Origin of the sequence: Lacibacter cauensis (assembly GCF_007830055.1) — a bacterium.
GTDB classification, from domain to species: domain Bacteria; phylum Bacteroidota; class Bacteroidia; order Chitinophagales; family Chitinophagaceae; genus Lacibacter; species Lacibacter cauensis.
Genome location: NZ_VLLE01000002.1, coordinates 270,143 through 292,898, shown reverse-complemented (window position 1 = coordinate 292,898; position 22,756 = coordinate 270,143). Strand labels below are relative to the sequence as shown.

Genomic DNA, 22,756 nt, shown 5'->3' with positions numbered 1-22,756 from the left:
CTATTATTTTTTTGGAGGCAATACTGTCACAATTATTCTTTTATACCTTGATAAAACCGGAGTTCCTTTATCAGTTACTTTCAAAATAAAATGAAGCGTTTCCGTTTTATCGACAACCGGTGCTGTAATGGAAATCTGGGGATAATTTTCCGGCAAAACTTTTATCTCATCTTTATAAGAACCTGCTTCTGGGTAATTGAACCATAAAATACTGAAACTATCTCCATCGGGATCATAAGATGCGGATGCATCTAACGTAAACTTTTCTCCGGATCTTACAGTGAAATCTGCAGACTGCTTCAATACAGGAACAGGCGGATGATTCGCCTTCTTGTAATCTGCCAAACACCAATCCATGCGGGCAGCAAAATCGTTTTGAAAATCCTGTCTCCAACGCCAGAGAGTAGCTTTATTATCGTTATAACGAAGCGTATCTGGTTTTACAACACGACCAAAATTGGAATAAATAAATGGCGTGTATGCATCTGCATCATCTGTCCATATTGCACGGGTTTCCTGTTGGTGCGGCACACCCGATGATCCTTTCTTTTGTTTAGCAAAATCCGGCACGTATAATTTATAGCGTCCACCCCATCCACCCCAATCAGGATGCTCGGGCTCATTGATTCCATTTGGAATTAATGAAAGCCATGATGGTGTATCGCCTTCCATACCCCATGACACATCAGGATAAACTGCTCCCAACGGACCATGTCCCTGTTGAATATTTTGAGTAAGCCAGCTGTTGCTGATCTCTTCATTGGTTATGCCCTTTATTTGCGAATTAATAGCAACCCATGTTGAACTGCCATAATCATCCCCCGGACTTATAATAAAAAAAAGATCCGGAAAATTATTTCGCAGCCATATACCGCTATCATCCTGATCGGAAATTGTATACACTCTTAATTTAGAAACAAGCCGCTTTACTTCTGCAGGAGGCCTTGTTTGTTTGATTTTATATAAGGCCTGTGCCAACGTATTAACTCCACCCCATACAGAAATGTATAACGGACGTTGATCGTTTTCATCCAGATTTTTTATTATCCATTCTGATCCTTCAGAATCCTGATCTTTTCCAACTGCGGTCATGCCATATTTTTCGGGACCTTGCTTTACTAAAGACATCAGGTCACTTGCAAGAGGAAAGCCGGGCTCATGCAGATCAAGATTGACTTGCACCTTACCGTAAGCATTTACAATTTTTTTGATTGATTCGGGAGCTACTCTTGTTTTTTGCCAAACGGAAGTTGTAGCAATCAATCCTTTTATATCAATTTGATTAGCATACAAAAGAAGCCGAACCATTGATTGAGTGTCATCAGGATCGGCTTCAATATCTGTCAGCACAATCAATCTATGCTTTGGTTTAGCCTGACCGGAAACGGGGCTGCATACAAACTGTAAATTCAAAAAAGTAAAAAGAAAAATAATAACGTTTACCGTTGTTGTTTTTTTCATTCTTGTTTTTTTAATGACAATACGTTTCCCAACCAAGGTAATTTTCAAATGCTTCTTTTAAGATGCCTGCGGTTTTGCTGGCATTCATCACCACGTGGTGTTCAAAACCGTTACGGCATACATAGTTCATTAAGCCCTGCAGGTTATTGATCTGTGCCACAGCACGGTTACCAAATGTGTTCAACGCATCGTTGGTTAATTCACCTTCGCCAATGTATGCTTTGATGATGCCTTTGCAATCATCGGTGCTGATGCGACCGAAGGTTAACGGCATTGCAGGTGTGCGGCCATCCAATGCACCATAAGTATTTTCTGTACCAACACTTGTACCTAAGATGGGCGCTGTGCTGATGCTGATATCGGGTAAAAATGATTTTGCCCAGTTACCACAATGGAACAACACGCACTTCGTATCATCATCTGCATAGTTGTTATTCCAGTCAACCAACGCAGAAGGTGAGCCACTCGCTAACTGCATCGCATACATGCTGAGCGTACCTGTTACATCTACTTCACAGGCAGATGGCAACATGTTTTCACTCATCATACTCATGCTGGTACAAACATTACAGCCATAATTTTTCTGTATAGATGTCCAGCATTGAATAGCTGTAGCATCAAGGCTGTTTTCTTCCATAAAATTTGCAAGCACCACGTCGAGCTTTGCGATCTGTACTAATTTATCAGGAGGTGTTAAACCTGTGCTGGTGTAGGCATGAATTTTTTCCAGCTTTTCTTTTACTGCTTTATCATCAGCCGTTAACTTATTGGCATTACCTAAAATTTCAGAGAGATCAACAGTTGTAACAGAGATGCCGTTGCGTTGCAGAATTTTTTCGCTGTAACGAACAGTGTTGAAAGCACCAGGCCTTGCACCCACTGCACCAATGCGCACTTTGCGCATCCCCTTTACTACTCTGCAGACAGCAATGAAATTTTTCAGATCAGTAATAAAACTTTCATCTGTTGGACTTACCACATGCTTTGTTGTAAGCGAATACTTAATACCAAACTGATAGAGGTTGTTGCAAACAGAAATCTTTCCGCACCAGGCATCTCTCCTGTTCACCACATCCATCTTACCCAAATCATCGGGATAAGCCTGTATAAGCACCGGTACATTCAAGCCGGACCATTTAATTGTTTCAGCCACACCTTTCTCATCACCAAAGTTGGGCAACACAACAAGGATACCATCAATGGCTTCTGCATGTTGTTTAAACAAGGCTGCACACTTCTGTGCTTCTGCAAATGTTTCTACACCACCGAGTTTTGTATCGGCATCACTCAACATCACCGGAGTAATGTTGAGTTGTTTAAACAGATCAATGATCTGTGTTCTTGCTTCGGCCACCAGTTTATCGGGAAAGAAATCACGGTTACCGATGATGACGCCAAGCGTTGCTGTTTTATAATTTGTTGTGCTCATAATTTTAACTTGCGATGATTAATTCAATATCGTTGTCTTGAAATACTTGTTTGTGTTTGTCTTCAATGCCGTTATCGGTAATGATGTAATCAATGAGCGATAATGCACCGAGGCTTGCAAATGCCGCCTTACCCATCTTTGTTGAATCGGCAACGAGATAAGTTGTTTCAGCTGCTTCGATCATGGCCTTCTTTACCACGATATCGCTGATGCTGGGATAAGTTAAACCGGCTTTGAGTGAAATGCCGGCTGTTGCAAGGAACAGTTTCTGCACATGCAATCCTTTAAAAAAATCAGCGGCTTTTTGTCCGGTTAGTGAAAGTGTTGGCGGTTTGAATTCGCCGCCCGTTACAATTACTTCAATGCCCGGCTCTGCACCCAACATCAATGCAATGTTTAATGCATTGGTGATGACGGTGAGATTTTTCATGCCCTTTAACTTCTTAGCTACTTCTGTGGTGGTAGAACCGGAATCTAGGATGATGGTATCGCCGCTTTCAATAAAGTCTAAGCATTTGAGAGCGATCAATTCTTTTTTATCGAGATGCTCCTGGTGCGCCAGCGAAAAGGCCTGCACCTGGTCTTTTACATTTTTGAGATAGGCACCGCCATGTTCACGGATGATGAGACCGTCCTTCTCCAGTTTTTCGAGATCCTGGCGGATGGTTACTTCGGTTACTTTAAACAGTTTAGCCAGGTTCAGTACCTTGGCCGAACCGTCTTCCTGCAGTAATTCGATGATCTTTTCCCGGCGATGATTGGCGAGCATAATCCTGTTTTACGCAACAAGATTAGCGAAAATTGGTAAAAAATCAAAAGAAATCGAAAATAAACGAAAATCAACGTAAGTAAACCAAAATAAAAAGCCCCATTTAAGGGGCAAATAGTTGTCGGGATGACTGGATTCGAACCAGCGACCTCTTCGTCCCGAACGAAGCACGCTACCGGGCTGCGCTACATCCCGAATGAGGAATAAAATTATTTATTTTTTGTTTTCGATGATAAACACGGCAGGCACGGCACGCTGTCCTTCCTTATCGCTGGGTTTGATGGTTTCTTTGCCGTTAACCAGCATGCAACTGCTACCGCCACCATCAAGATTCAATGCTTCCACGCAACCCAAATCGAGCAAAAGTTTTGCAAGTTGTGTTAGAGAAGCGCCTTCTGCTATACCAGGCATGCGGCCTTGCACAACTAAAATGATAAGTTTACCATCAGCCGTATAACCCATGGCTGTGCGGGGATGTTGATCGTCGATGGCTTTGCCGATAAACATATATTCTTCGTTATTACTCACATCAACTTTCCCATTTTGAATTAATACAGGACCACCGGCAATGGCTGATTGCATCTTCCATTTAACAGATTGGTTTTGCAAGGTTTTATTCATTACTGCAGGTAAATAATCTTTGTAAAAGCCGGGCACTTGTTGAAAGGCCTTTGCAAACCTTGCCGATGAATCCGTATACAACCACGCCACATCAGCTTTCCGCTTTTTAGTAATACCTATAGCCGAACGAAACGTATGCATGTACAGCATGGTATCTTTTCCTTTCAATGCTGTTGAATGCACATTGTATGAAACCAGTTTGCCATTTTTGATCACTGCATTCAAATTCCTGTTCGTTGCAAAATCAAAAAAAGTTCCGTTCACCACCAGCAAGGGCTGTTGGTTCTTTTCATAAAACTGTTGCGGTGTAAACCGACGTTGATAGGTTGTGTCGGTGGTAAAGTTTAGTTTTCGATTTTTCAAATCGGCAAGAACATAGTAAGCAATATTCGGCTTGCCTTCAATTAAATCTGTTGTTGTAAATACATGCACAGATGAAGGCAATGCGCCAAACAGGGAATCAACATTCGTCCATTTCACTTGCCCTAAACAAAAAGGAGCAGTGATGGTGTACAACACTGCTCCGAGAATTATTTTCTTCATAAAAGATCTAAGCTATAAAATTCGCCTTCTCTTCTTCCCATTTGGCTTTACCAAATCCGGGGATCACATGCTTTTCGCTGTGATAGCTTGAACGCACCAGCGGACCACTCTCCACATAATCCAATCCGATCGTGTACCCGATTTCACGGTACTCCGCAAACTCATCAGGATGTACAAAACGTTGTACCGCCAAATGCTTTTTGGTGGGTTGCAGATACTGGCCAATTGTTACCACATCTACCCCGTTATTCTTTAAATCGTGTAATGTTTGTACCACTTCTTCTTTTGTTTCGCCCAAACCCAACATGATACCGCTCTTCACCCGCATACCATTTTCTTTCAGGTAACGCAACACATCCATACTGCGCCAGTACTTTGCCTGGATGCGCACCTGGCGTGTTAAACGCTCTACCGTTTCAATGTTATGCGATACAACTTCCGGGTGTGCTTCTACAATGCGCTGCACGTTCTCCATCTGTCCTTTAAAATCAGGAATCAATGTCTCCAGTGTTGTATCGGGGTTCAATGCTTTTACTGCACGGATGGTGTTGTACCAGATAATACTGCCCCCATCTTTGATTTCATCACGGTCAACCGATGTAAGTACGGCGTGCTTCACCTTCATTAAATGAATGGCTTCTGCTACACGTTGCGGTTCATCCCAGTCAATGGGGTCGGGACGGCCTGTTGCCACGGCACAAAAACCACAGCTGCGGGTACAGGTATTGCCCAAAATCATAAACGTTGCGGTGCCTTCGCCCCAGCATTCGCCCATGTTCGGACAGTTACCGCTTTCGCAAATAGTGTGTAGTTTATTCTTATCAACCAGGTTACGTACATGACGGTAACTTTCGCCTATGGGTAAACGTACCCGTAACCAATCCGGCTTTTTCGGCTTCTGCTCTGCGGCAGCATCATTCACAATACTTTCCTGCATAATTTCAACTAAATGAGGGGCAAAGTTAGGCTACTTTCGTTTACCAAACAGGATAGCAATATAACCGTTGAAAAACACCTGCTGTGCAGGGTTCAACAGCATAATTTCTACTTTGCGGCTGTAGGCTTCGAGGTTCATGCCAATTTCAATAGCGGCAACAGTTTCGTTAAAGCGGCCATAATCGAACCGAAGAGCAGCTTTTGCATGCACGCCGGGCACGAATTTCAGCTCGTTCCACCCATGACGCAAACCTGTGCCCATGATGATATTACCGGGCTCCAGGAAAGAAGCGCTATCGGCCTTGGAGTATTTAATATCTCTTGATCCATTGGGACCCGGATCCTGTATACGCACATAGTACGGACGTTCCAGGCCGGCTGAAAATCCGCCGCCATAAATGGCATGTACAGCTACCCCGTTTTTATTGGCTTTTGCACCCAGCATGCGTTGTTGACCATAAGAAAGTTTTACCTGGTAAAAGCTGTTGCGCTTTCCATACACATAGGGATTACCTAACTGTAAAAAACCGTTGTTATTTAAAACGTTGTTGAGCTTTTTTTCTTTGGGATGTTTTTTTTCGTTGAACTCAAGAGCAAAGAGGTTCGCCGTGTTGGCGTCTTTCATATAACCTTTTTCGTACAGCAATCCCCAGCCATCAGTATTAAGGCGTAAGCCAAACACACTTTGTTTATTAAAAATCAACGCACCTTCTTCCTGCTGACGAATGAGATTATCTATTTTCTGGCGGCGTGCTTCTTTTTTAGCATCACGCTCTGTACGACGGTCGGTATTTTGAGCAAACGAAACGAGGACAGCTAACAGGAATGAGCAACTGAGGACTACTTTTTTCACAAGCCTGAATTTATTGTTTCAACGTAAATTTACACTTTAAACGAATACCAACGCATTATGGTATCTTGCGCAGGTTTTCTTTACCAATAATTTAATAACAGATGACTTCCTCTATTGTTTATAAAGGCGAATTACGTACTGAAGCAACCCATTTATACAGCCAATCGGTTGTTGAAACTGATGCTCCGCTCGATAACCAGGGAATGGCACAACGCTTTTCACCTACCGACCTTGTAGCAACCGCACTCGGCAGTTGCATGATGACGATTATGGGCATTAAAGCAAGGGATATGCAGATCGATTTAACAGGAACGAAAATCGAAATTCTGAAGCACATGAAATCGGAGCCACGCCGTATTGGTGCAGTTGATGTTAAGTTTATTTTACCAGCGGGTTTACAGCTCGATGATAAGCAACGGACCATTTTACAAAATGCAGCACTCACCTGCCCTGTTGCAAAAAGCCTCGATCCTGCAATTGAACAAAACGTAGTATTTAACTGGTAACTTGTTTTTTCAACAAGCTGTTGCCGATGGCACATTGCAAACAATGCCTGCTATCGCAATACGTCTTTTTGAGATACAACAACGCTTGTGAATCGAAGGCAGATTGATGCTGCACATGAACGGCTTCCCACTTCGTTGTAATACTGTTTTTTTCTTTTGGTAATTGCTGCAGCCATTGCACTGCTTTTTCCTTTAATGGATTGTTGTGTTGCTCCTGTGCATACACAAACAGTAATGGTATAATCGTATTAATGAGCAGGTTCGTAACCATTACTTCGCCCACATGTTTTTTCCTGAAAGAAGCTGCTTCGTTAAGGACATAATGATAATGCCAGTAATCGTTTGCCGTAACATCGAACATAGCTCGTAATTGCTCCACGGTTTTCGCTTCTGTTACTTTTGAAAAGAGATGACTGGACTGATGAATTAGCATGGCCAGCTGTGCCAACCGGACGGTTGGAAAATTGGATGGACGCATCCGCAAAAACTGTAAGGGCCTTATTACGGATTGCAGCTTGTGTTTTGCTTGCAGAAAACGATATTCCTTCTGCAGCATGATGGCATAATCTTCTGTAAAAGCCCCGTTGAGTAAACCAGCCTGCCCCAGCAACAATGCCTCCAGTTGGTGAATTTGATTTTTGCGTTTGGCGAGCAGTGTTACCGGCAGGCTTTGCGCAATCAGTTCAAACGCATCAGCATTTAACGGTCCGCCGAAATTGCGTGCAAGCAATAGCCAAAAGGTTTCTTCCCAATGCCGGTTGGTTTGCTGCAGCAGTTGTTGAATACGATCACTTTTCTGCTGTAACCTGTCTGCCAGCATTCGCTCCTTCCAGCTTTGCCAAACCAGTTCGTTGACATGTTGCAGTTGCTTACTGCAGGGAACAAAACTGTTTTGTTCCATCAACTGTTTGTAATACCCAAGCAGGTTATTGGAGATACGGTTCTTTAATTCCAGCACCGGTACGTTGTTGTTGATTGTTGTATCATTTTCATATACCACGTGCAATACCACATTGTTGTAATGTGCATCGCCTGTATGGCCATGTTTTATCCAGTCGCTGGTTTTAATATGCAGCTCCACATTACCCGCCCATGTAACCGTGCCGATAGTGATTTTTGCTTCTAAAAAATCGGGCCCCTGATTGCTGTTGCGGCTGCCCTGGTAGATAATCTGTACCGGTTCGTTTTGTAGAGTTTGCAGTTCTTCTTTGTTGAAGTACAAATGTTGCCAAATGTATTGGAGGAGGTGTTCGTTCATTAGCAGCAATTTGAGAATGTGCGAATTTGATCATTTGAAAATTAGAAAAACTCTTCCGTTTCGTCAATACTTCTATAAACAAAATGGGAGGCTGAAATAGACAGCCCCCCATTTTCAAATTTTTAAATTGAACTAATTTTCAAATTCCATTATCGCCTTCATTACCCTGCTCACCGGCAATCCCATCACATTATAAAAATCACCTTTTACCCGTTTAATACCCACCACACCAATCCATTCCTGAATGGCGTACGCACCGGCTTTATCGTAGGGTTTGTATTTGTTTACATAAAACTCTATCTGCTGCAGCGATAGTTTGTGAAACTCCACTTCTGTTATATCAGCAAAAGCAATTTCAGCATCATCCCGCATCAGCACCACCCCCGTAATTACTTCGTGTGTTTGTCCCGACAGCTCCGATAAGATTGCAATTGCATTTTCTTTGCTCACGGGTTTACCAATCACTTTGCCATTCAATACAACCACTGTATCGGCAGCAAGAATTAACCGGTCGTGGCTCAGCTCTTCTTTTACCGCCAGTGCTTTGTTGCGGGCAATGTACACCGGCACCTGGTCTATTGACAGTGATGCAGGATACATTTCATCTGTATCCTTTACCATTACATCAAAAGGAATTTCAGCCCATTCGAGCAATTGTTTTCGTCTTGGCGATTTTGATGCAAGGATTATCCGTTCCATCAGGCAAAAAATTTAAACAGAATCATGGAAAGAATACCGGTAAAGATGATGGCTTTGATCCATTTGCTGAGGCTGCTAAAATCGGCTGTTTTATTTGCTTTCAGCAATTGCTTCATCACATATGCAGAAGGTAGTATAATCAACAGCAGGTTATACGCAGCAGCCACCCACATTCCAAACTGCAGAACGTAAAACAATACCACAATCAACAACACCAGTAAAATAACCAGCCAGATACTTACAAACACTTTCGAAAACGAAACACCCCACACAATTGGCATGGTTTTACAACCATATTTTGCATCGCCTTCCATGTCTTCAATATCTTTTACTACTTCACGAATAAGCGTAATAATAAATGCAAAGCTGGAGTACAGTAATGCAAGACGTAATAATTTTTGATGTGAACCCGGCTGAACCGGATGCAACAGATCGATCTGCTGATGAACAGTTAGGAGATACACCACAAACACCACCCAGGCAGTTAACAACGAAATAAGAATATTACCTGTAAGCAGTTTCTTTTTAAACGTAGTACTGTAAAACCATAATACAAACACACAGCCCATGTTGGCAAAGCCGATGAGCCAGTTGCCGTTTTGCAGACCAATATAAAAACCCATCAGCACACCTGCAAACGAAAAAAACATATGAAAGAAAATAGCCCAGCGGCGGCTGATGGTTTTATCTACCACCATTTTGCCCGGCTTGTTTACAAGATCAATATTCAAATCAAAATAATCATTGATCACATAACCGGCAGCAGCAATAAATACCGACGATACACATAAAATCCAGAACAACGTATGATATTCTCTTGCCATGTGCAGATCGCCAAACAACACCGGCTCCACCACGCAATAGAAAAACAACACCTGGGTTAAGGCAATAAAAACAAGATTGGGCCAACGGACAAGTTTAAAAAAATCGGCGAGCTTTTGCATCTGTTTATTTGTACTGTGAAGATAGGTCGGAATCGGGGAATTAAGTTATGCGTTAAAAGTTAAGTGTTACGGGTGCGTTTACTTTCAACGCATAACACTTAACCCGTAACCTGCATTTTGTTTGATTTACTTTGCACTTACACTTTGTGCGTCCACCACCCAATCGTTATTCAGCTTCAGTACTTTTTCAATTACTTCACGCACACAACCTTTACCACCGTCGATGGAGGAGATAAATGTAGAAACTGCTTTGATCTCCGGCACGGCATCAGCCGGGCAAGCCGATAAACCTACCAGCTTCATTACTTCCAGGTCGGGTATATCATCGCCCATAAACAAAGTTTCTTCCCACTGTAAGTGATTGGCCAAAAGAAATTGTGCCAGCACTTCTTCCTTATCCTTCACTTTCATAAATACATTGCGGATGCCGAGGTATTCGAAGCGCTCTGCACAAGGCTTGCTGATGCTGCCCGAAATAATAGCCACGTTATACCCTTTCTTTACAGCTAACTGCAAAGCATAACCGTCTTTAATGTTCATGGTGCGGATGTGTTCGTTACCGGGCATGATGATGAGTGAGCCATCGGTAAGCACACCATCCATATCAAACACAAAAGTGTTGATGCGGGCAAAACGTTCAAGCAAATTCATACCACAATGTTACGGCAGAAGAAGTTATTTTTTCCGGTACAGTTTCTGAATACTTTCTGAAAGTTCCCGGTACAGATCCTGTAGGTGTTCATCAATTTCCAGCAAGAGCAAATGCTTTTGGATCGTTTCTTCATCGCCCCTGCGTGCCGGACCCGTTTGCATATCTACTGCATGGCCCTGCGTTAAACGGCAGGCCACTTCAATAATCAACGGATGCAGCAGCTTAAAATCGAGACCACGGTCGTTGCAATAATCTTCGGTTAATGCATATAAATGATTGGTGAAGTTGCTCACCATTACTGCCGCCAGGTGCATGTTCAGTCTTGCAGCATCATCGGCAAACTCCACATTATCTGAAAGCGAATGGGCAAAATCTTCCAACAGTGCATTTACTTCATCCGAATTACCATCAATTAAAAAAGGCAACTGCGGCATTACCAGCATTTCTTTGCGCAAACTCTGCAGCGGATACAGCACTCCATAGTTGGGCGAACTGTTGCGCAGCACATCTTTATTGACCGAACCGGCAGTGTGCAACAAAATTTTTCTGCGCAGGTGTAATTGCTTGGCCAGCTGTGGTATGGCGGCGTCGGAAACGGCCATAATGCAGATATCAGCTTCGCTGGTAAGCTCATCTAAACTTGCAATAGCCTGTGCATGTACTTTGGCAGCTAACGCTTTGGCATGATCGAAGTTGCGGCTCCACACCTGCACGACTTCATGTTCGGCTTTTACAATCATTTTAGCCAGTACAGTGGCAGTATTACCCGATCCGAGCAGGATTACTTTCATACAATTAAGCGTTAGTGGTAAGGAAGAAGTAATTTGCAACAAAGTAAACCATCCTCTGCAAAAAAATGAAACTCGCCCAGAAATTAGTAATTGGTTATTACCGCACCAAACTCAACATCTTTGCGAAATTATCGAAACGCAAAGCAGCAGAAAAAGCATTTGAATTATTCTGCACACCTTACACTTCCAATAAAAAGAAGGCGCCCGCCCTTTTTGAAAAAGCGGAGAAACTGCATTTAAAAGTGGAACAGTACAACCTGGTTGGTTACCGCTGGAATCATCCGCAACCAAAGAAGGCGCTGATCCTGCATGGTTTTTCATCTACCGTAAAAAAGTTCGATCATTTTGTAATGCCGTTGGTGAAGAAAGGGTATGAAGTAATTGCGTTTGATGCGCCCGCACATGGCGACAGCAATGGTAAAACCATTAACGTGTACCAATACCGTGATACCATTAAAAAAGTGTACGAACGCTTTGGTCCCATTCATTCGTTTATTGCACATTCATTTGGCGGACTGGCCCTTTCTTTATTTATGGAAGAACAACCTTACCAGGAAAATAAGAAACTGGTGTTAATTGCTCCTGCTACTGAAACAGAAAGTGCATTGAACAGTTTTGCTGCGGTGTTGAACATTGATGAAGAGGTGAAAGAAGAAATGCGCAAAATCATTTTTGAAAAGAGCGGACATACCAGCGATAAAATTTCTGTTCGACACGCAGCGAATAAAATTAAAGCAGACGTATTGTGGATTCACGATGAAGACGATGACGTAACCCCATGGACTGATGCAGAAAAAGTAAAGCAGGATAATCACCCCAATTTTCAGTTCATGCTCACCAAAGGTTTAGGCCACCGACGGATTTACAGGGATAATAAAGTGAAGAAGGCGATTATGGAGTTTTTGTAATGGATAAGTGACCATTTCCACATCATTTGTTGTGTCGTTCAAGCAATTAAGTTCAGTTTTTCACCTGATTTTCAATTATTCATTATCCATTATCCCTTATCCATTATTTCCTTCTTTTCTTGCATTTATCAATCATTTTATAATATTGTGCCGCCGATGTCCGCTAAAAACCGGCTTGTGGAACCTAATTATGGCGAAGAATTTATTGATAGTAGAGAGCCCTGCCAAAGCAAAAACGATTGAAAAAATCCTCGGGAAAGACTTTGAGGTAAAGAGTTGCTATGGTCATATCCGTGACCTGGAAAAAGACGAGATGGGCATTGATGTAAACAACAATTTCGAACCCCGTTATATTGTCCCCGACGAAAAAGAAAAGGTGGTAAAAGACCTGAAATCGCTGGCCAAAAAAAGTGACGAAGTATGGCTGGCAACGGATGAGGACCGTGAAGGAGAAGCCATCAGTTGGCATTTGTGCGAAGTGTTGGGCCTCGATCCGTATAAAACAAAACGTATCGTTTTCCACGAAATTACCAAGCCCGCTATTCAGAAAGCGGTGCAGAACCCACGTACCGTAAACATGGATCTGGTGAATGCCCAGCAGGCACGCCGCATCCTCGACCGTATTGTGGGTTTCGAACTCAGCCCGGTATTGTGGCGTAAGATGAGCATGCGCAACAACCTCAGCGCAGGCCGTGTGCAGAGTGTGGCTGTGCGTTTAATTGCAGAACGTGAACGGGAGATCAATGCATTTGCTGCCACTTCTACTTTTAAAATTGAAGCGCTGTTTACAGCAAAAGATCTCAGTAACCGGAACGTAACCTTTAAGGCTGAAGGCAAGAAACAAAATGCTGCAGAAGATGCAGAAAAATTTTTGAACAGCTGTAAAGGCGCTACTTATAAAGTGGCCGATATACAGGTGCGTCCGGGTAAAAAATCACCGGCACCTCCGTTTACCACATCTACCCTGCAACAGGAAGCAAGCCGTAAACTGGGTTATAGTGTTAGCCGAACCATGCAGTTGGCGCAGAAGCTGTACGAAAGCGGTAAGATCACCTACATGCGTACCGACAGTGTGAATTTGAGCGATACAGCGTTGGCTGATCTTACAAAGACGATCAAAGGCATGTATGGCGACAGGTATCACCAGTTCCGCAAATACAAAAACAAAAACGAAAGTGCGCAGGAAGCACACGAAGCCATCCGCCCAACCTACATGGAGAACACAACAGTGGATGATGCGGATCTGAAGCGTTTGTACGAACTCATCTGGAAACGGACCATGGCCAGCCAAATGGCAGATGCAGAACTGGAACGCACCACAGCAAACATTTCCATTTCTACCAATAAAGAAGAATTAAAAGCCGAAGGTGAAGTGCTGAAGTTTGATGGCTTTTTAAAAGTATACCGTGAAGATAAAGACGATGACGAAGTAAGCGAAGACGAAACACAGGAAGGTATGTTGCCTCCATTAACGGTGGGCCAGGTTTTACCTTTGACTGAAATGAATGCGGTAGAGCGCTTTACCCGTCCTGCTCCCCGTTATACAGAAGCTTCACTTGTAAAAAAATTAGAAGAGTTGGGTATTGGCCGACCTTCAACCTACGCTCCTACGATTTCTACGATTTTAAAAAGAGGTTATGTAGAAAAGCGTGATAAAGAAGGAACCGTTCGTGATTTTCGTGTACTGCAACTGAAGAATGATACAGTAAATAAAAGCATGGAACGTGAAAACACCGGTGCAGAAAAATCGAAACTCTTCCCGAGTGATTTAGGTTTGGTTGTGACCGACTTTTTGAAGCAGCACTTTGATGATATTATGGATTATGGCTTCACCGCCAAAATTGAAAGTGAGTTTGATGATGTGGCCGAAGGCAAGCTGAAGTGGAATAAAATGCTGCAGGAGTTTTACAAGCCGTTTAAAAAAGATGTAGATAATACCATTGAAACTGCAGAACGGATTAAAGGTGAGCGTGAACTGGGAGCCGATCCTGTAAGTGGTAAAAAAGTAGTTGCCCGTATGGGTCGCTTTGGACCCATGGTCCAGATTGGCGATGCAAGTGAAGAAGAGAAACCTCGTTTTGCTGCCTTACGCAAAAACCAAAGTATTGAAACCATTACGTACGAAGAAGCCATGGATCTCTTCAAGCTTCCGTTGACACTTGGTGAATACGAAGGCGAAGAAGTAAGTGTGAATGTGGGACGTTTTGGACCTTATGTAAAATTTGGCGAACAGTTTATTTCTATTCCACGTGGCGAAGAGCCATTGGATGTAACCATGGATCGTGCCATTGAACTCATCAAAGAAAAACAAACTGCCGATGCACCTGTTGCGATGTTTGAAAACAAACCGGTAACAAAAGGCAAAGGACGTTTTGGTCCGTTTATTAAATGGGATGGCTTATTTATTAATGTACCAAAGCGTTACGATTTTGATAATCTTTCGCAGAGTGATATTAATGAGTTGATTGAAGCAAAAGTGGAGAAAGAAGCCAATCGTTTTATTGTACGTTGGCCCGATGAAAATATTGCTGTGGAGAATGGACGCTGGGGTCCGTTTATCCGATTTGGCAAAAAGATGCTGAAGATTGACAAGAAGAAAGACGGCGAAAAATATACAACCGAAGAAGTAGCCAACATGCCGGTTGAAGATATTAAGAAGATGATTGAAGCACAGGTGCCGGGCGCCTTTACCAAACAGGTAAAAGCCGCAGCAAAAAAAGCAGCTACAAAAAAGAAAGCAGCAGCACCAAAGAAGGCTGCAGGGAAAAAAGCGGCGCCGAAGAAAGCAGCTAAGAAGAAATAAAAAAAGCCCCGATTAAATCGGGGCTTTTTTTTGCCGTCATGTCGACGAAGGAGACAACTCCAAAAATTATCTCAGCAACTATTTAAAGAGTGATCAATTATACCTTTTCGTCTTAAACAACGAAGTGCAAAGAGATATCTCCTTCGTCGATATGACGAGAATTATTTTTCACTGTTTTACTAAACAAACAACAGCATATGCAATACTGAATTTCCCTTTGTGTGATTAAAGTTGAACCGCATTAAACATTCAACCGATTGCACTAACAGAATATACAATTTGCATTTGCAATAACACTCATTCATTAGTTGCGAACATCATTTTGGGTATAACTTTTCATTGCGAAAAAACAGTCATTTCCATTCGTCCTGCCTATATCTTTGCGCCGATTATCAACCTACTAACGAAATGAACTTTCAAAAACTTTCACTCATGAGTCTCGCACTCCTGGGTGTTTTTTCCAACAGTACTGCGCAGGAAAAAGAAATTGAATTAGATCCAATTACCATTACTGCTTCACTTACGCCGGTAAGCGCATCGAAAACCGGTCGCAACATTTTAATTATTAAAGGCGATGCTTTGCAGAAATTACCGGTACAGTCTATTGATGAACTGTTGCGTTATGTTCCGGGTGTGGAAGTACAAAGCCGTGGGCCCATGGGCGCACAAGGCGATATTACTATTCGTGGTGGTACGTTTCAACAAGTGCTTGTTATACTCGACGGCATCCGTTTAAACGATCCGCTGACTGGGCATTTCAATTCGTACATCCCCATCTCTCCTGCTGAAATTGACCGTATTGAAATTTTAAAAGGCGCTTCATCTGCTATCTATGGTACAGAAGCAGTTGGTGGAGTTGTACACATCATCAGCAAAACCTTTGCAGCAAAAAAACAAAGCAACGGACATAAAATAAATGCTCAACTTACTGCGGGTGATTATGGTTTGTTTAATACGCAGGCCGGCATTTCCATGCATCAAGAAAACACAACAGCTTCTGTTGGTGTGTTAACCAATAATGCAAAAGGCCAGCCATTGCGTGGTACCAAAGGTTATTTCAATCTTACAACCATCTCTGCATCCATCAAACAACAATTGAACGAAAACACAAGCGTAGCTTATCGCTTTGGTTACGATGACCGTGCTTTCAATGCACAGAATTTTTATACTACTTTCCTGAGCGATAGTGCAACAGAAGCAGTGGTAAGCCGTTGGCATCACTTCAAACTGCAATATCAAAAAAACAAACACCGCTTTTCGTTTGATGCAGGTTATAAACAGGCCGATGATGTGTATCGCTTTCGCAAAGCTGTTAGTCCAAACGTCAACAACTCATCGCTATTCCAGAGTTTAGCCATACACGATTATACCATCAACGATAAAAGCAGTATCACCAGTGGTGTACAGTTCATCAGCCGCAAGATTACTTCAAACGATCGTGGCAATCATGAAGTATCAAACGCCGGTGCATTTGTAGTACTCAATCAAAAAATCGGGGAGAATTTACAATTGAATCCTGCTCTTCGTGTAGACTGGAATGAGCGTTCCGGCTGGGAAATTATTCCGCAACTGAATGCTTCGTACCGCATGGAATCAATTTTATTCCGAGGAAGTTTAGGACGTACTACCAGAGATGCCGATTTCACCGAACGTTTCAATAACTACCAGCGTAATCCTGTTCCATCAGGCCAACGCATCGGAAATCCCGATCTTACATCCGAAACATCGTTCAGTTATGAATTTGGTGCAGATTATTTTATTACACCTTCATTCAAACTTTCTACAACCTGGTTCGAACGTTTCCAGGACGATTTGATCGATTATGTGACTACTCCGTACGCTACGATGCCACGCCAGGTTAATCTTACACCAGGCGGCACTTACCTGCTGACAAGTAACATCAACAAAGTAAATACAACCGGTATTGAAACCGATGTGCAGTATACACACCAGTTCACAGATGACCATTCGTTGGCAGGCGGACTTGGTTTCATCTGGATGCGCAGCCGCAGCAGCGACACTGTTCCATCCTTGTATGTTTCGAACCATGCAAGAGAGTTAATCAACTTCAACGTCATCTACCGTTATAAGAAACTTGGATTTAGCGTAAATGGTTTATACAAAAACAGAAGAGCACAGCCGATTGCTTCACCTTTTGTTCCCATCAGTAAAGATTATTTCTTACTCAGCACCCGTGTTGATTTGTTTTTGCTGAAAAATAAACTGGCAGTGTTTGTGCAGGTCGATAATATTTTCAACAAACGTTACAGCGATCTGTTGGGAAGCGTTATGCCGCAACGTTGGGTAATGGGTGGTGTAAAAGTGAATTTATAAACTTCTGCATGTTTATCCCCTCCGGGGATGGGCTGAAGCATCTTACATATGAGTAACTCTTTGAAAGGGGTGGGTTAATAATCCGCCCCTTTCCTGTTTTGCAAAGTATTTTCTGGATATTTGCAGCCACAAAAACGATTGATCGTATGCATAACTTCATTCAGCAGCTTGGCATTAAAGAAATGAACCAGGGTGTTTCTACAGGAATCAACTGGCTTGCTTCTGCCGGCGAAAAAATCACCTCCTCCTCTCCCGTTGATGGAAAACAAATTGCAGCCGTAACCGCAGCCGATAAAGCTTCGTACGAAGCGGTAATTGCAAAAGCACAACAGGCATTTACCGAATGGCGCAGCTGGCCTGCACCAAAGCGTGGTGAAGTGGTGCGGCAGATTGGCGAAGCTTTGCGTGCAAAAAAAGAACCGCTCGGCCGTTTAGTTTCGTACGAAATGGGCAAGAGTTTACAGGAAGGCTATGGCGAAGTGCAGGAAATGATCGATATCTGCGATTTTGCGGTGGGCCTCTCCCGCCAACTGCATGGCTTAACCATGCACAGCGAACGTCCCGGCCATCGCATGTACGAGCAATGGCATCCATTGGGCATTGTGGGCATCATTTCGGCCTTTAACTTTCCGGTGGCTGTATGGAGCTGGAATACCATGCTGGCCTGGATCTGTGGCGATGTGTGCATCTGGAAGCCATCGGAAAAAACACCGTTGTGCGGCATTGCCTGTCAGCATATCGTTGCCGAAGTGTTTGCAAAGAACAATGTGCCCGAAGGTGTGAGTTGCCTGATACAGGGCGGCAGAGAAATTGGTGAATGGATGAGCCATGATGCAAGAGTGCCGTTGGTTTCTGCAACAGGAAGCACACGCATGGGCAAAGCGGTAGGTGCAGCTGTAGGCGAACGTTTGGGCAGAAGTTTATTGGAGCTCGGCGGTAACAACGCCATCATCATCAGCGAACATGCTGATCTGAATATTGCTATCCGTGGTGCATTGTTTGGTGCAGTTGGTACAGCCGGACAACGTTGCACCACCACCCGTCGGTTGATTATTCACGAAAGCATTTACAATACAGTAAAAGAAAAATTAGTGGCTGCTTATAAGCAGTTGAGCATTGGTGATCCGCTGAATGAAAGCAACCATGTTGGTCCGCTCATTGATACAGATGCAGTAAAAAATTATCTGCATGCCATTGAACAATGCAAGGTAGAAGGCGGTCATTTTATTGTAGAAGGCGGCGTACTCGAAGGTGCAGGTTACGAAAGCGGTTGTTATGTAAAACCTTGTATTGCCGAAGCACAACCCCATTACAACATTGTACAGCACGAAACCTTTGCTCCTATTTTGTATTTGCTGAAATACAAAACAGTTGATGAAGCCATTGCCATTCAAAATGGAGTGCCGCAGGGTTTATCATCATCGATCATGACGCTGAACCTGCGTGAAGCAGAACAGTTTTTGTCTGCAGCAGGCAGCGATTGCGGCATAGCCAATGTAAACATTGGTACAAGCGGTGCCGAAATTGGCGGCGCATTTGGTGGTGAAAAAGAAACCGGTGGTGGTCGTGAAAGCGGCAGCGATGCATGGAAGAATTACATGCGCCGCCAAACCAATACCATCAACTATTCCAATAATCTGCCGTTGGCACAGGGTATTAAATTCGATCTTTAAGCAAGTATTAACAACCCATCCAAGCGTATAAAACGACTAAAAAGAGTCAGGTAAAGAACTGACAGCGCCAAATATTGTAAAATGCAGTAAAATGTGGTCAGACGGTATGTTTTTCTGCGCCGCATGTTGCAATTTTACCGTTTCGAAAAAACAAACAGATATTGATTATGCAGTTAAAAAAAGTGTTGCTTGTTTCGTCCGTATTCGCCCTAACATCTGCCTTTACGTTTGCACAAACTTCCGTAAAAGACGATCAGCTGAAAGGCTGGCATTTAAAAGACCAGCAAACTGATGGCTTCTACGGCATCAGTATGGATAAAGCATTTGAATTTGTAAAGAACCGTAAAAGCACAACCGTGATTGTAGCGGTGATCGACAGCGGTATCGATACCTTGCACGAAGACCTGAAACCGGTTTTGTGGCGTAATCCAAAAGAAATACCGGGTAACGGTATTGATGATGACAAGAATGGTTATGTAGATGATATTTATGGCTGGAACTTCCTGGGCGGTAAAGATGGCCGTAACGTAAAAGAAGATTCCTACGAAGCAGCACGCTTATACCACGCATTGAAGAAGAAATATAGTGGCGAAGTAGATGAAAGTAAACTCTCTCCTATTGAAAAAGAAGAGTACCGCATTTTCAAAAAAGCACAAGGTGATATTGAGCATGGTTCAACCGAAGCACAACAGCAAGTGCTGTTTCTGCGTGGACTGTACACCAAAACAATTCCTTCCGACAGTATTTTAAAGCTGCGCTTTAAACCGGAGTATACAGGTAACGACCTCATTACATTCAAGCCAGCAAATTCTAAAGAAGCCGATGCAAAATCAACCATGTTTTCTTTGTTTAAAGGCTTTGATATGATGGATGCAACCAACACTACCATCGTAGAAGAATTCAGCAGTTACTACAAAGGCCAGGAAAAGAAAGCCGAAGCATCGGTATCTGCTCCTAAAGATTACCGTGGCGAAATTGTAAAGGATAATTATTACGATTTCAATGATCGGTTTTATGGCAACGGCGATGTAATGGCCAGCACACCTTTTCATGGTACACATGTAAGCGGCATTATTGCTGCTGCACGTAACAACGGTATAGGTGTAGATGGTGTTGCCAACAACGTTCGCATCATGAGCATTCGTGCAGTACCCGATGGCGATGAGCACGATAAAGACATTGCATTAGCGATTCGCTATGCAGTTGACAATGGTGCAAAAATCATCAACATGAGTTTTGGTAAAAGTTTTTCACCACAAAAGAAGTGGGTTGATGATGCTGTACGCTATGCACAAAGCAAAGGTGTATTACTGGTGCATGCAGCAGGTAACGATGGTAAGAATGTTGACAGCACAGAAAACTACCCCAACCCCAACTTTGCCGATACAAAAATGAAAGCCAGTAATTTTATTACTGTTGGTGCAAGCGGCGATCCGAAAACAGGTGGCCTTGCAGCTGACTTTAGTAACTATGGCAAAAATGAAGTGGATGTATTTGCACCCGGTGTAAAAATTTATTCAACCATTCCCGGTGGTAACACGTATGGCTTTGCACAAGGCACCAGTATGGCCAGTCCTGTCGTGGCAGGTTTAGCTGCGTTCATTCTTTCATACTACCCCGATCTTACTCCGGAGCAGGTAAAATATTGTATTGAAAAAGGTGCACAAAATCCACATATGCAGGTTACCAAGCCTGGCACTGAAAATGAAAAAGAAGATTTTGCAAACTTCAGCCGAACTGGTGGTTTAATTAATGCGTACGAAGCGGTGAAGGTTGCAGCTACGCTTAAAGGCGAACGCAAAGAGGAAAGCAAACCAACGCCTAAACCTCAGCCCAAACCAAAAGTTAAGAAAACGAAAAAAGGTTAACCGATAAAAATCAAGTCCCGCTGAAAAGCGGGATTTCTTTTATGTTTACATTTTATACGGGCAATGTACGCAGGCATACTGCGTTATCTGCTCCACAAAAAACCTTTTATCATGCCAAGACCAACCACCAACGACTATGCTTCATTTTACCACAACTATGTAATGCAGGTACAGGAAGATGATCTGTCTGCAGCCATACAACAACAGGAACGTATATTGGAATCCTTTCTGCGTTCAATACCGGAAGCAAAAGCCGATTATGCTTATGCCGAAGGCAAGTGGACGGTGAAGCAGTTACTCCAACATATGATTGATGCCGAGCGCATCTTTACACACCGTGCTTTATGGTTTGCACGGCAAAGCCCTGCTCCATTAAGCGGCTTTGATGAAAATGAATATGCAGCTATTGCCGATGTAAGTAAACGCAGCCTGCAATCGCTTTGCGACGAGTTTATGGCTGTTCGCAAAAGCAGCGAACTTCTTTACAACAGCTTTTCGCAAAAAGAGCTCATGACAAGCGGCATTGCCAATAACAATTCAATTACTGTTAATGCAATAGGCTTTGTAACACTCGGGCACTTTCTGCACCATAAAAAAATTATGGAAGAACGATATCTCTAAAAAGGTCAGGCCCCGTTTCTAAGCGGGGCCTGATGTTTTAAAAGACTGTACACCTGTAAGCCGGATTTTGTCGAGAGCTATCATTTATCTGTCCCGAAGGTTACCCTTCGGGATCAATCTGCCTACCCTCCGTCATCGGGCGAGCAGCCCTCAAGCGACGGTTTATGTGGCATTTCAGCACGAAAGGTTTACCCCGCTATAACATTACTGCTATAACCCGTAGGCTCTTACCCTACTTTTTCACCCTTACCCTGCTTTGCAGCAAGGCGGTTATTTTCTGTGGCACTTTCTGTTCCCGCAAAAAATGCAGGACCCGGCTCTTCACCGGTACGTTGCTCTGTGCTGTCCGGACTTTCCTCTCACGCCAAGGCGTGAACGATAGCTTGGAATACAGTTCGGCAAAGCTACAAAATAAAAATCCCCCAACCGGAGTTGAGGGATACGATAAACATTCAATGGAGTCAATTAATTGCAAAACTCTTCAAATGCACCAATCAGGTTCTGCGCAATCATTTGTGCAGGACGACCTTCGATGTTATGGCGCTCAATAAAATGCACCAACTGACCATCTTTAAACAAAGCGATTGCAGGTGAACTTGGAGGGTAAGGCAACAAATGCTCACGAATCTTTTTCACTGCATCAATATCAAAGCCTGCAAAGCTGGTCAATAAATGATCAGGACGCTTTGTGCTGTTATTGACAGCCATTAAAACACCTGGTCTTGCACTACCTGCTGCACAACCACACACTGAGTTGATGAATACAAGGCTGGTACCTTTTTGCGTAAGTGCATTATCTACTGCTTCGGACGATAATAATTCTTCGAATCCTCCTTCAGTCATCTCTCCCTTCATGGGCATTACTATTTCTGCTGGATACATAGTTGAATTGATTTATAAATTTCTGCAAAGCTACAGGAAAGACAAGTCCAATCGAACAAAAAAGAATTTTTGACAGACACATTACAAGAAAACAGACTTTTTGTCGCAAAAACTTTACGCATTCTGTAATCAAGTCGTAGAATTTGCTGCTGGAACACGCTTTGATCATTCCCTTTCATCATTTAAAAACAAATAAACTTTAATA

General features: G+C 43.0%; 19 protein-coding genes, 1 tRNA gene and 1 other RNA gene. 7 read left to right on the top strand and 14 right to left on the bottom strand.

Translation table 11 applies throughout. The features are described 5' to 3' along the window. Positions 1-3 precede the first annotated feature (3 nt). The 7 genes from IQ13_RS01325 to IQ13_RS01295 all read right to left on the bottom strand — a co-directional run bounded on the left by IQ13_RS01325 (position 4) and on the right by IQ13_RS01295 (position 6,612). Positions 4-1,461 carry a DUF1593 domain-containing protein gene (locus IQ13_RS01325; protein ID WP_144883739.1) on the bottom strand — a complete coding sequence of 486 codons (1,458 nt, stop codon included), beginning with the start codon at positions 1,459-1,461 and terminating at the stop codon, positions 4-6. Positions 1,462-1,471: 10 nt separating this feature from the next. Continuing rightward, complete coding sequence (locus IQ13_RS01320) at positions 1,472-2,890, bottom strand: L-fucose/L-arabinose isomerase family protein (protein WP_144883737.1); 1,419 nt, start codon at positions 2,888-2,890, stop codon at positions 1,472-1,474. Between the two features lie 4 nt (positions 2,891-2,894). Continuing rightward, entirely contained in the window at positions 2,895-3,659 is a 765-nt protein-coding gene (locus IQ13_RS01315; protein ID WP_144883735.1) for a DeoR/GlpR family DNA-binding transcription regulator, read from the bottom strand. Between the two features lie 121 nt (positions 3,660-3,780). Beyond that, positions 3,781-3,854: transfer RNA gene (locus tag IQ13_RS01310), tRNA-Pro, on the bottom strand. Between the two features lie 18 nt (positions 3,855-3,872). Next, positions 3,873-4,823 (bottom strand): phosphodiester glycosidase family protein, encoded by a 951-nt coding sequence (locus IQ13_RS01305; RefSeq protein WP_144883733.1) that lies wholly within the window; start codon positions 4,821-4,823, stop codon positions 3,873-3,875. Between the two features lie 7 nt (positions 4,824-4,830). Beyond that, the gene (lipA, locus tag IQ13_RS01300) at positions 4,831-5,760 is read right to left on the bottom strand and encodes a lipoyl synthase (RefSeq protein ID WP_144883731.1); all 930 of its coding nucleotides are present in this window, start codon (positions 5,758-5,760) and stop codon (positions 4,831-4,833) included. Between the two features lie 30 nt (positions 5,761-5,790). Further along, positions 5,791-6,612 carry a hypothetical protein gene (locus IQ13_RS01295; protein WP_144883729.1) on the bottom strand — a complete coding sequence of 274 codons (822 nt, stop codon included), beginning with the start codon at positions 6,610-6,612 and terminating at the stop codon, positions 5,791-5,793. A 101-nt stretch (positions 6,613-6,713) separates the two neighbouring features. Between IQ13_RS01295 and IQ13_RS01290 the strand changes: the two genes are divergently transcribed. Beyond that, entirely contained in the window at positions 6,714-7,118 is a 405-nt protein-coding gene (locus IQ13_RS01290) for an OsmC family protein (RefSeq protein ID WP_144883727.1), read from the top strand. Here the strand turns inward: IQ13_RS01290 and IQ13_RS01285 are convergent. The 5 genes from IQ13_RS01285 to IQ13_RS01265 form a co-directional block, all read right to left on the bottom strand. Beyond that, positions 7,108-8,376, bottom strand: coding sequence for a DUF2851 family protein (locus IQ13_RS01285; RefSeq protein ID WP_144883725.1), 1,269 nt, complete (start codon positions 8,374-8,376; stop codon positions 7,108-7,110). The genes IQ13_RS01290 and IQ13_RS01285 overlap by 11 nt on opposite strands. A gap of 132 nt (positions 8,377-8,508) precedes the next feature. After that, entirely contained in the window at positions 8,509-9,075 is a 567-nt protein-coding gene (locus IQ13_RS01280; protein ID WP_144883723.1) for a Maf family nucleotide pyrophosphatase, read from the bottom strand. Further along, a complete protein-coding gene (locus IQ13_RS01275) occupies positions 9,075-10,019 on the bottom strand; it encodes a geranylgeranylglycerol-phosphate geranylgeranyltransferase (protein WP_144883721.1) in 945 nt (314 codons plus the stop codon). The genes IQ13_RS01280 and IQ13_RS01275 overlap by 1 nt, the downstream gene beginning before the upstream one ends. A 126-nt stretch (positions 10,020-10,145) precedes the next feature. After that, positions 10,146-10,670 carry a KdsC family phosphatase gene (locus IQ13_RS01270; RefSeq protein ID WP_144883719.1) on the bottom strand — a complete coding sequence of 175 codons (525 nt, stop codon included), beginning with the start codon at positions 10,668-10,670 and terminating at the stop codon, positions 10,146-10,148. Between the two features lie 24 nt (positions 10,671-10,694). Beyond that, on the bottom strand, positions 10,695-11,462 hold the full coding sequence (locus tag IQ13_RS01265; protein WP_144883717.1) for a Rossmann-like and DUF2520 domain-containing protein: 768 nt from the start codon (positions 11,460-11,462) through the stop codon (positions 10,695-10,697). A 65-nt stretch (positions 11,463-11,527) separates the two neighbouring features. Between IQ13_RS01265 and IQ13_RS01260 the strand changes: the two genes are divergently transcribed. The 6 genes from IQ13_RS01260 (at position 11,528) to IQ13_RS01235 (ending at position 21,669) form a co-directional block, all read left to right on the top strand. After that, entirely contained in the window at positions 11,528-12,370 is an 843-nt protein-coding gene (locus IQ13_RS01260; protein WP_144883714.1) for an alpha/beta hydrolase, read from the top strand. 190 nt (positions 12,371-12,560) lie between these two features. Then, the gene (gene topA / locus IQ13_RS01255; RefSeq protein WP_144883712.1) at positions 12,561-15,173 is read left to right on the top strand and encodes a type I DNA topoisomerase; all 2,613 of its coding nucleotides are present in this window, start codon (positions 12,561-12,563) and stop codon (positions 15,171-15,173) included. Between the two features lie 432 nt (positions 15,174-15,605). Then, positions 15,606-17,507 carry a TonB-dependent receptor plug domain-containing protein gene (locus IQ13_RS01250; RefSeq protein ID WP_144883710.1) on the top strand — a complete coding sequence of 634 codons (1,902 nt, stop codon included), beginning with the start codon at positions 15,606-15,608 and terminating at the stop codon, positions 17,505-17,507. Positions 17,508-17,653: 146 nt separating this feature from the next. Beyond that, the gene (amaB, locus tag IQ13_RS01245; protein WP_144883708.1) at positions 17,654-19,180 is read left to right on the top strand and encodes an L-piperidine-6-carboxylate dehydrogenase; all 1,527 of its coding nucleotides are present in this window, start codon (positions 17,654-17,656) and stop codon (positions 19,178-19,180) included. A gap of 167 nt (positions 19,181-19,347) precedes the next feature. Beyond that, on the top strand, positions 19,348-21,048 hold the full coding sequence (locus tag IQ13_RS01240) for a S8 family peptidase (RefSeq protein ID WP_144883706.1): 1,701 nt from the start codon (positions 19,348-19,350) through the stop codon (positions 21,046-21,048). A 111-nt stretch (positions 21,049-21,159) separates the two neighbouring features. Next, a complete protein-coding gene (locus tag IQ13_RS01235; RefSeq protein WP_158637275.1) occupies positions 21,160-21,669 on the top strand; it encodes a DinB family protein in 510 nt (169 codons plus the stop codon). 40 nt (positions 21,670-21,709) lie between these two features. On the opposite strand, the gene rnpB is transcribed toward IQ13_RS01235, so the two are convergent. After that, positions 21,710-22,064, bottom strand: an RNA gene (gene rnpB, locus IQ13_RS01230) — RNase P RNA component class A. Positions 22,065-22,134: 70 nt separating this feature from the next. Beyond that, entirely contained in the window at positions 22,135-22,551 is a 417-nt protein-coding gene (locus IQ13_RS01225; protein WP_144883702.1) for a BrxA/BrxB family bacilliredoxin, read from the bottom strand. Positions 22,552-22,756: the final 205 nt, after the last annotated feature.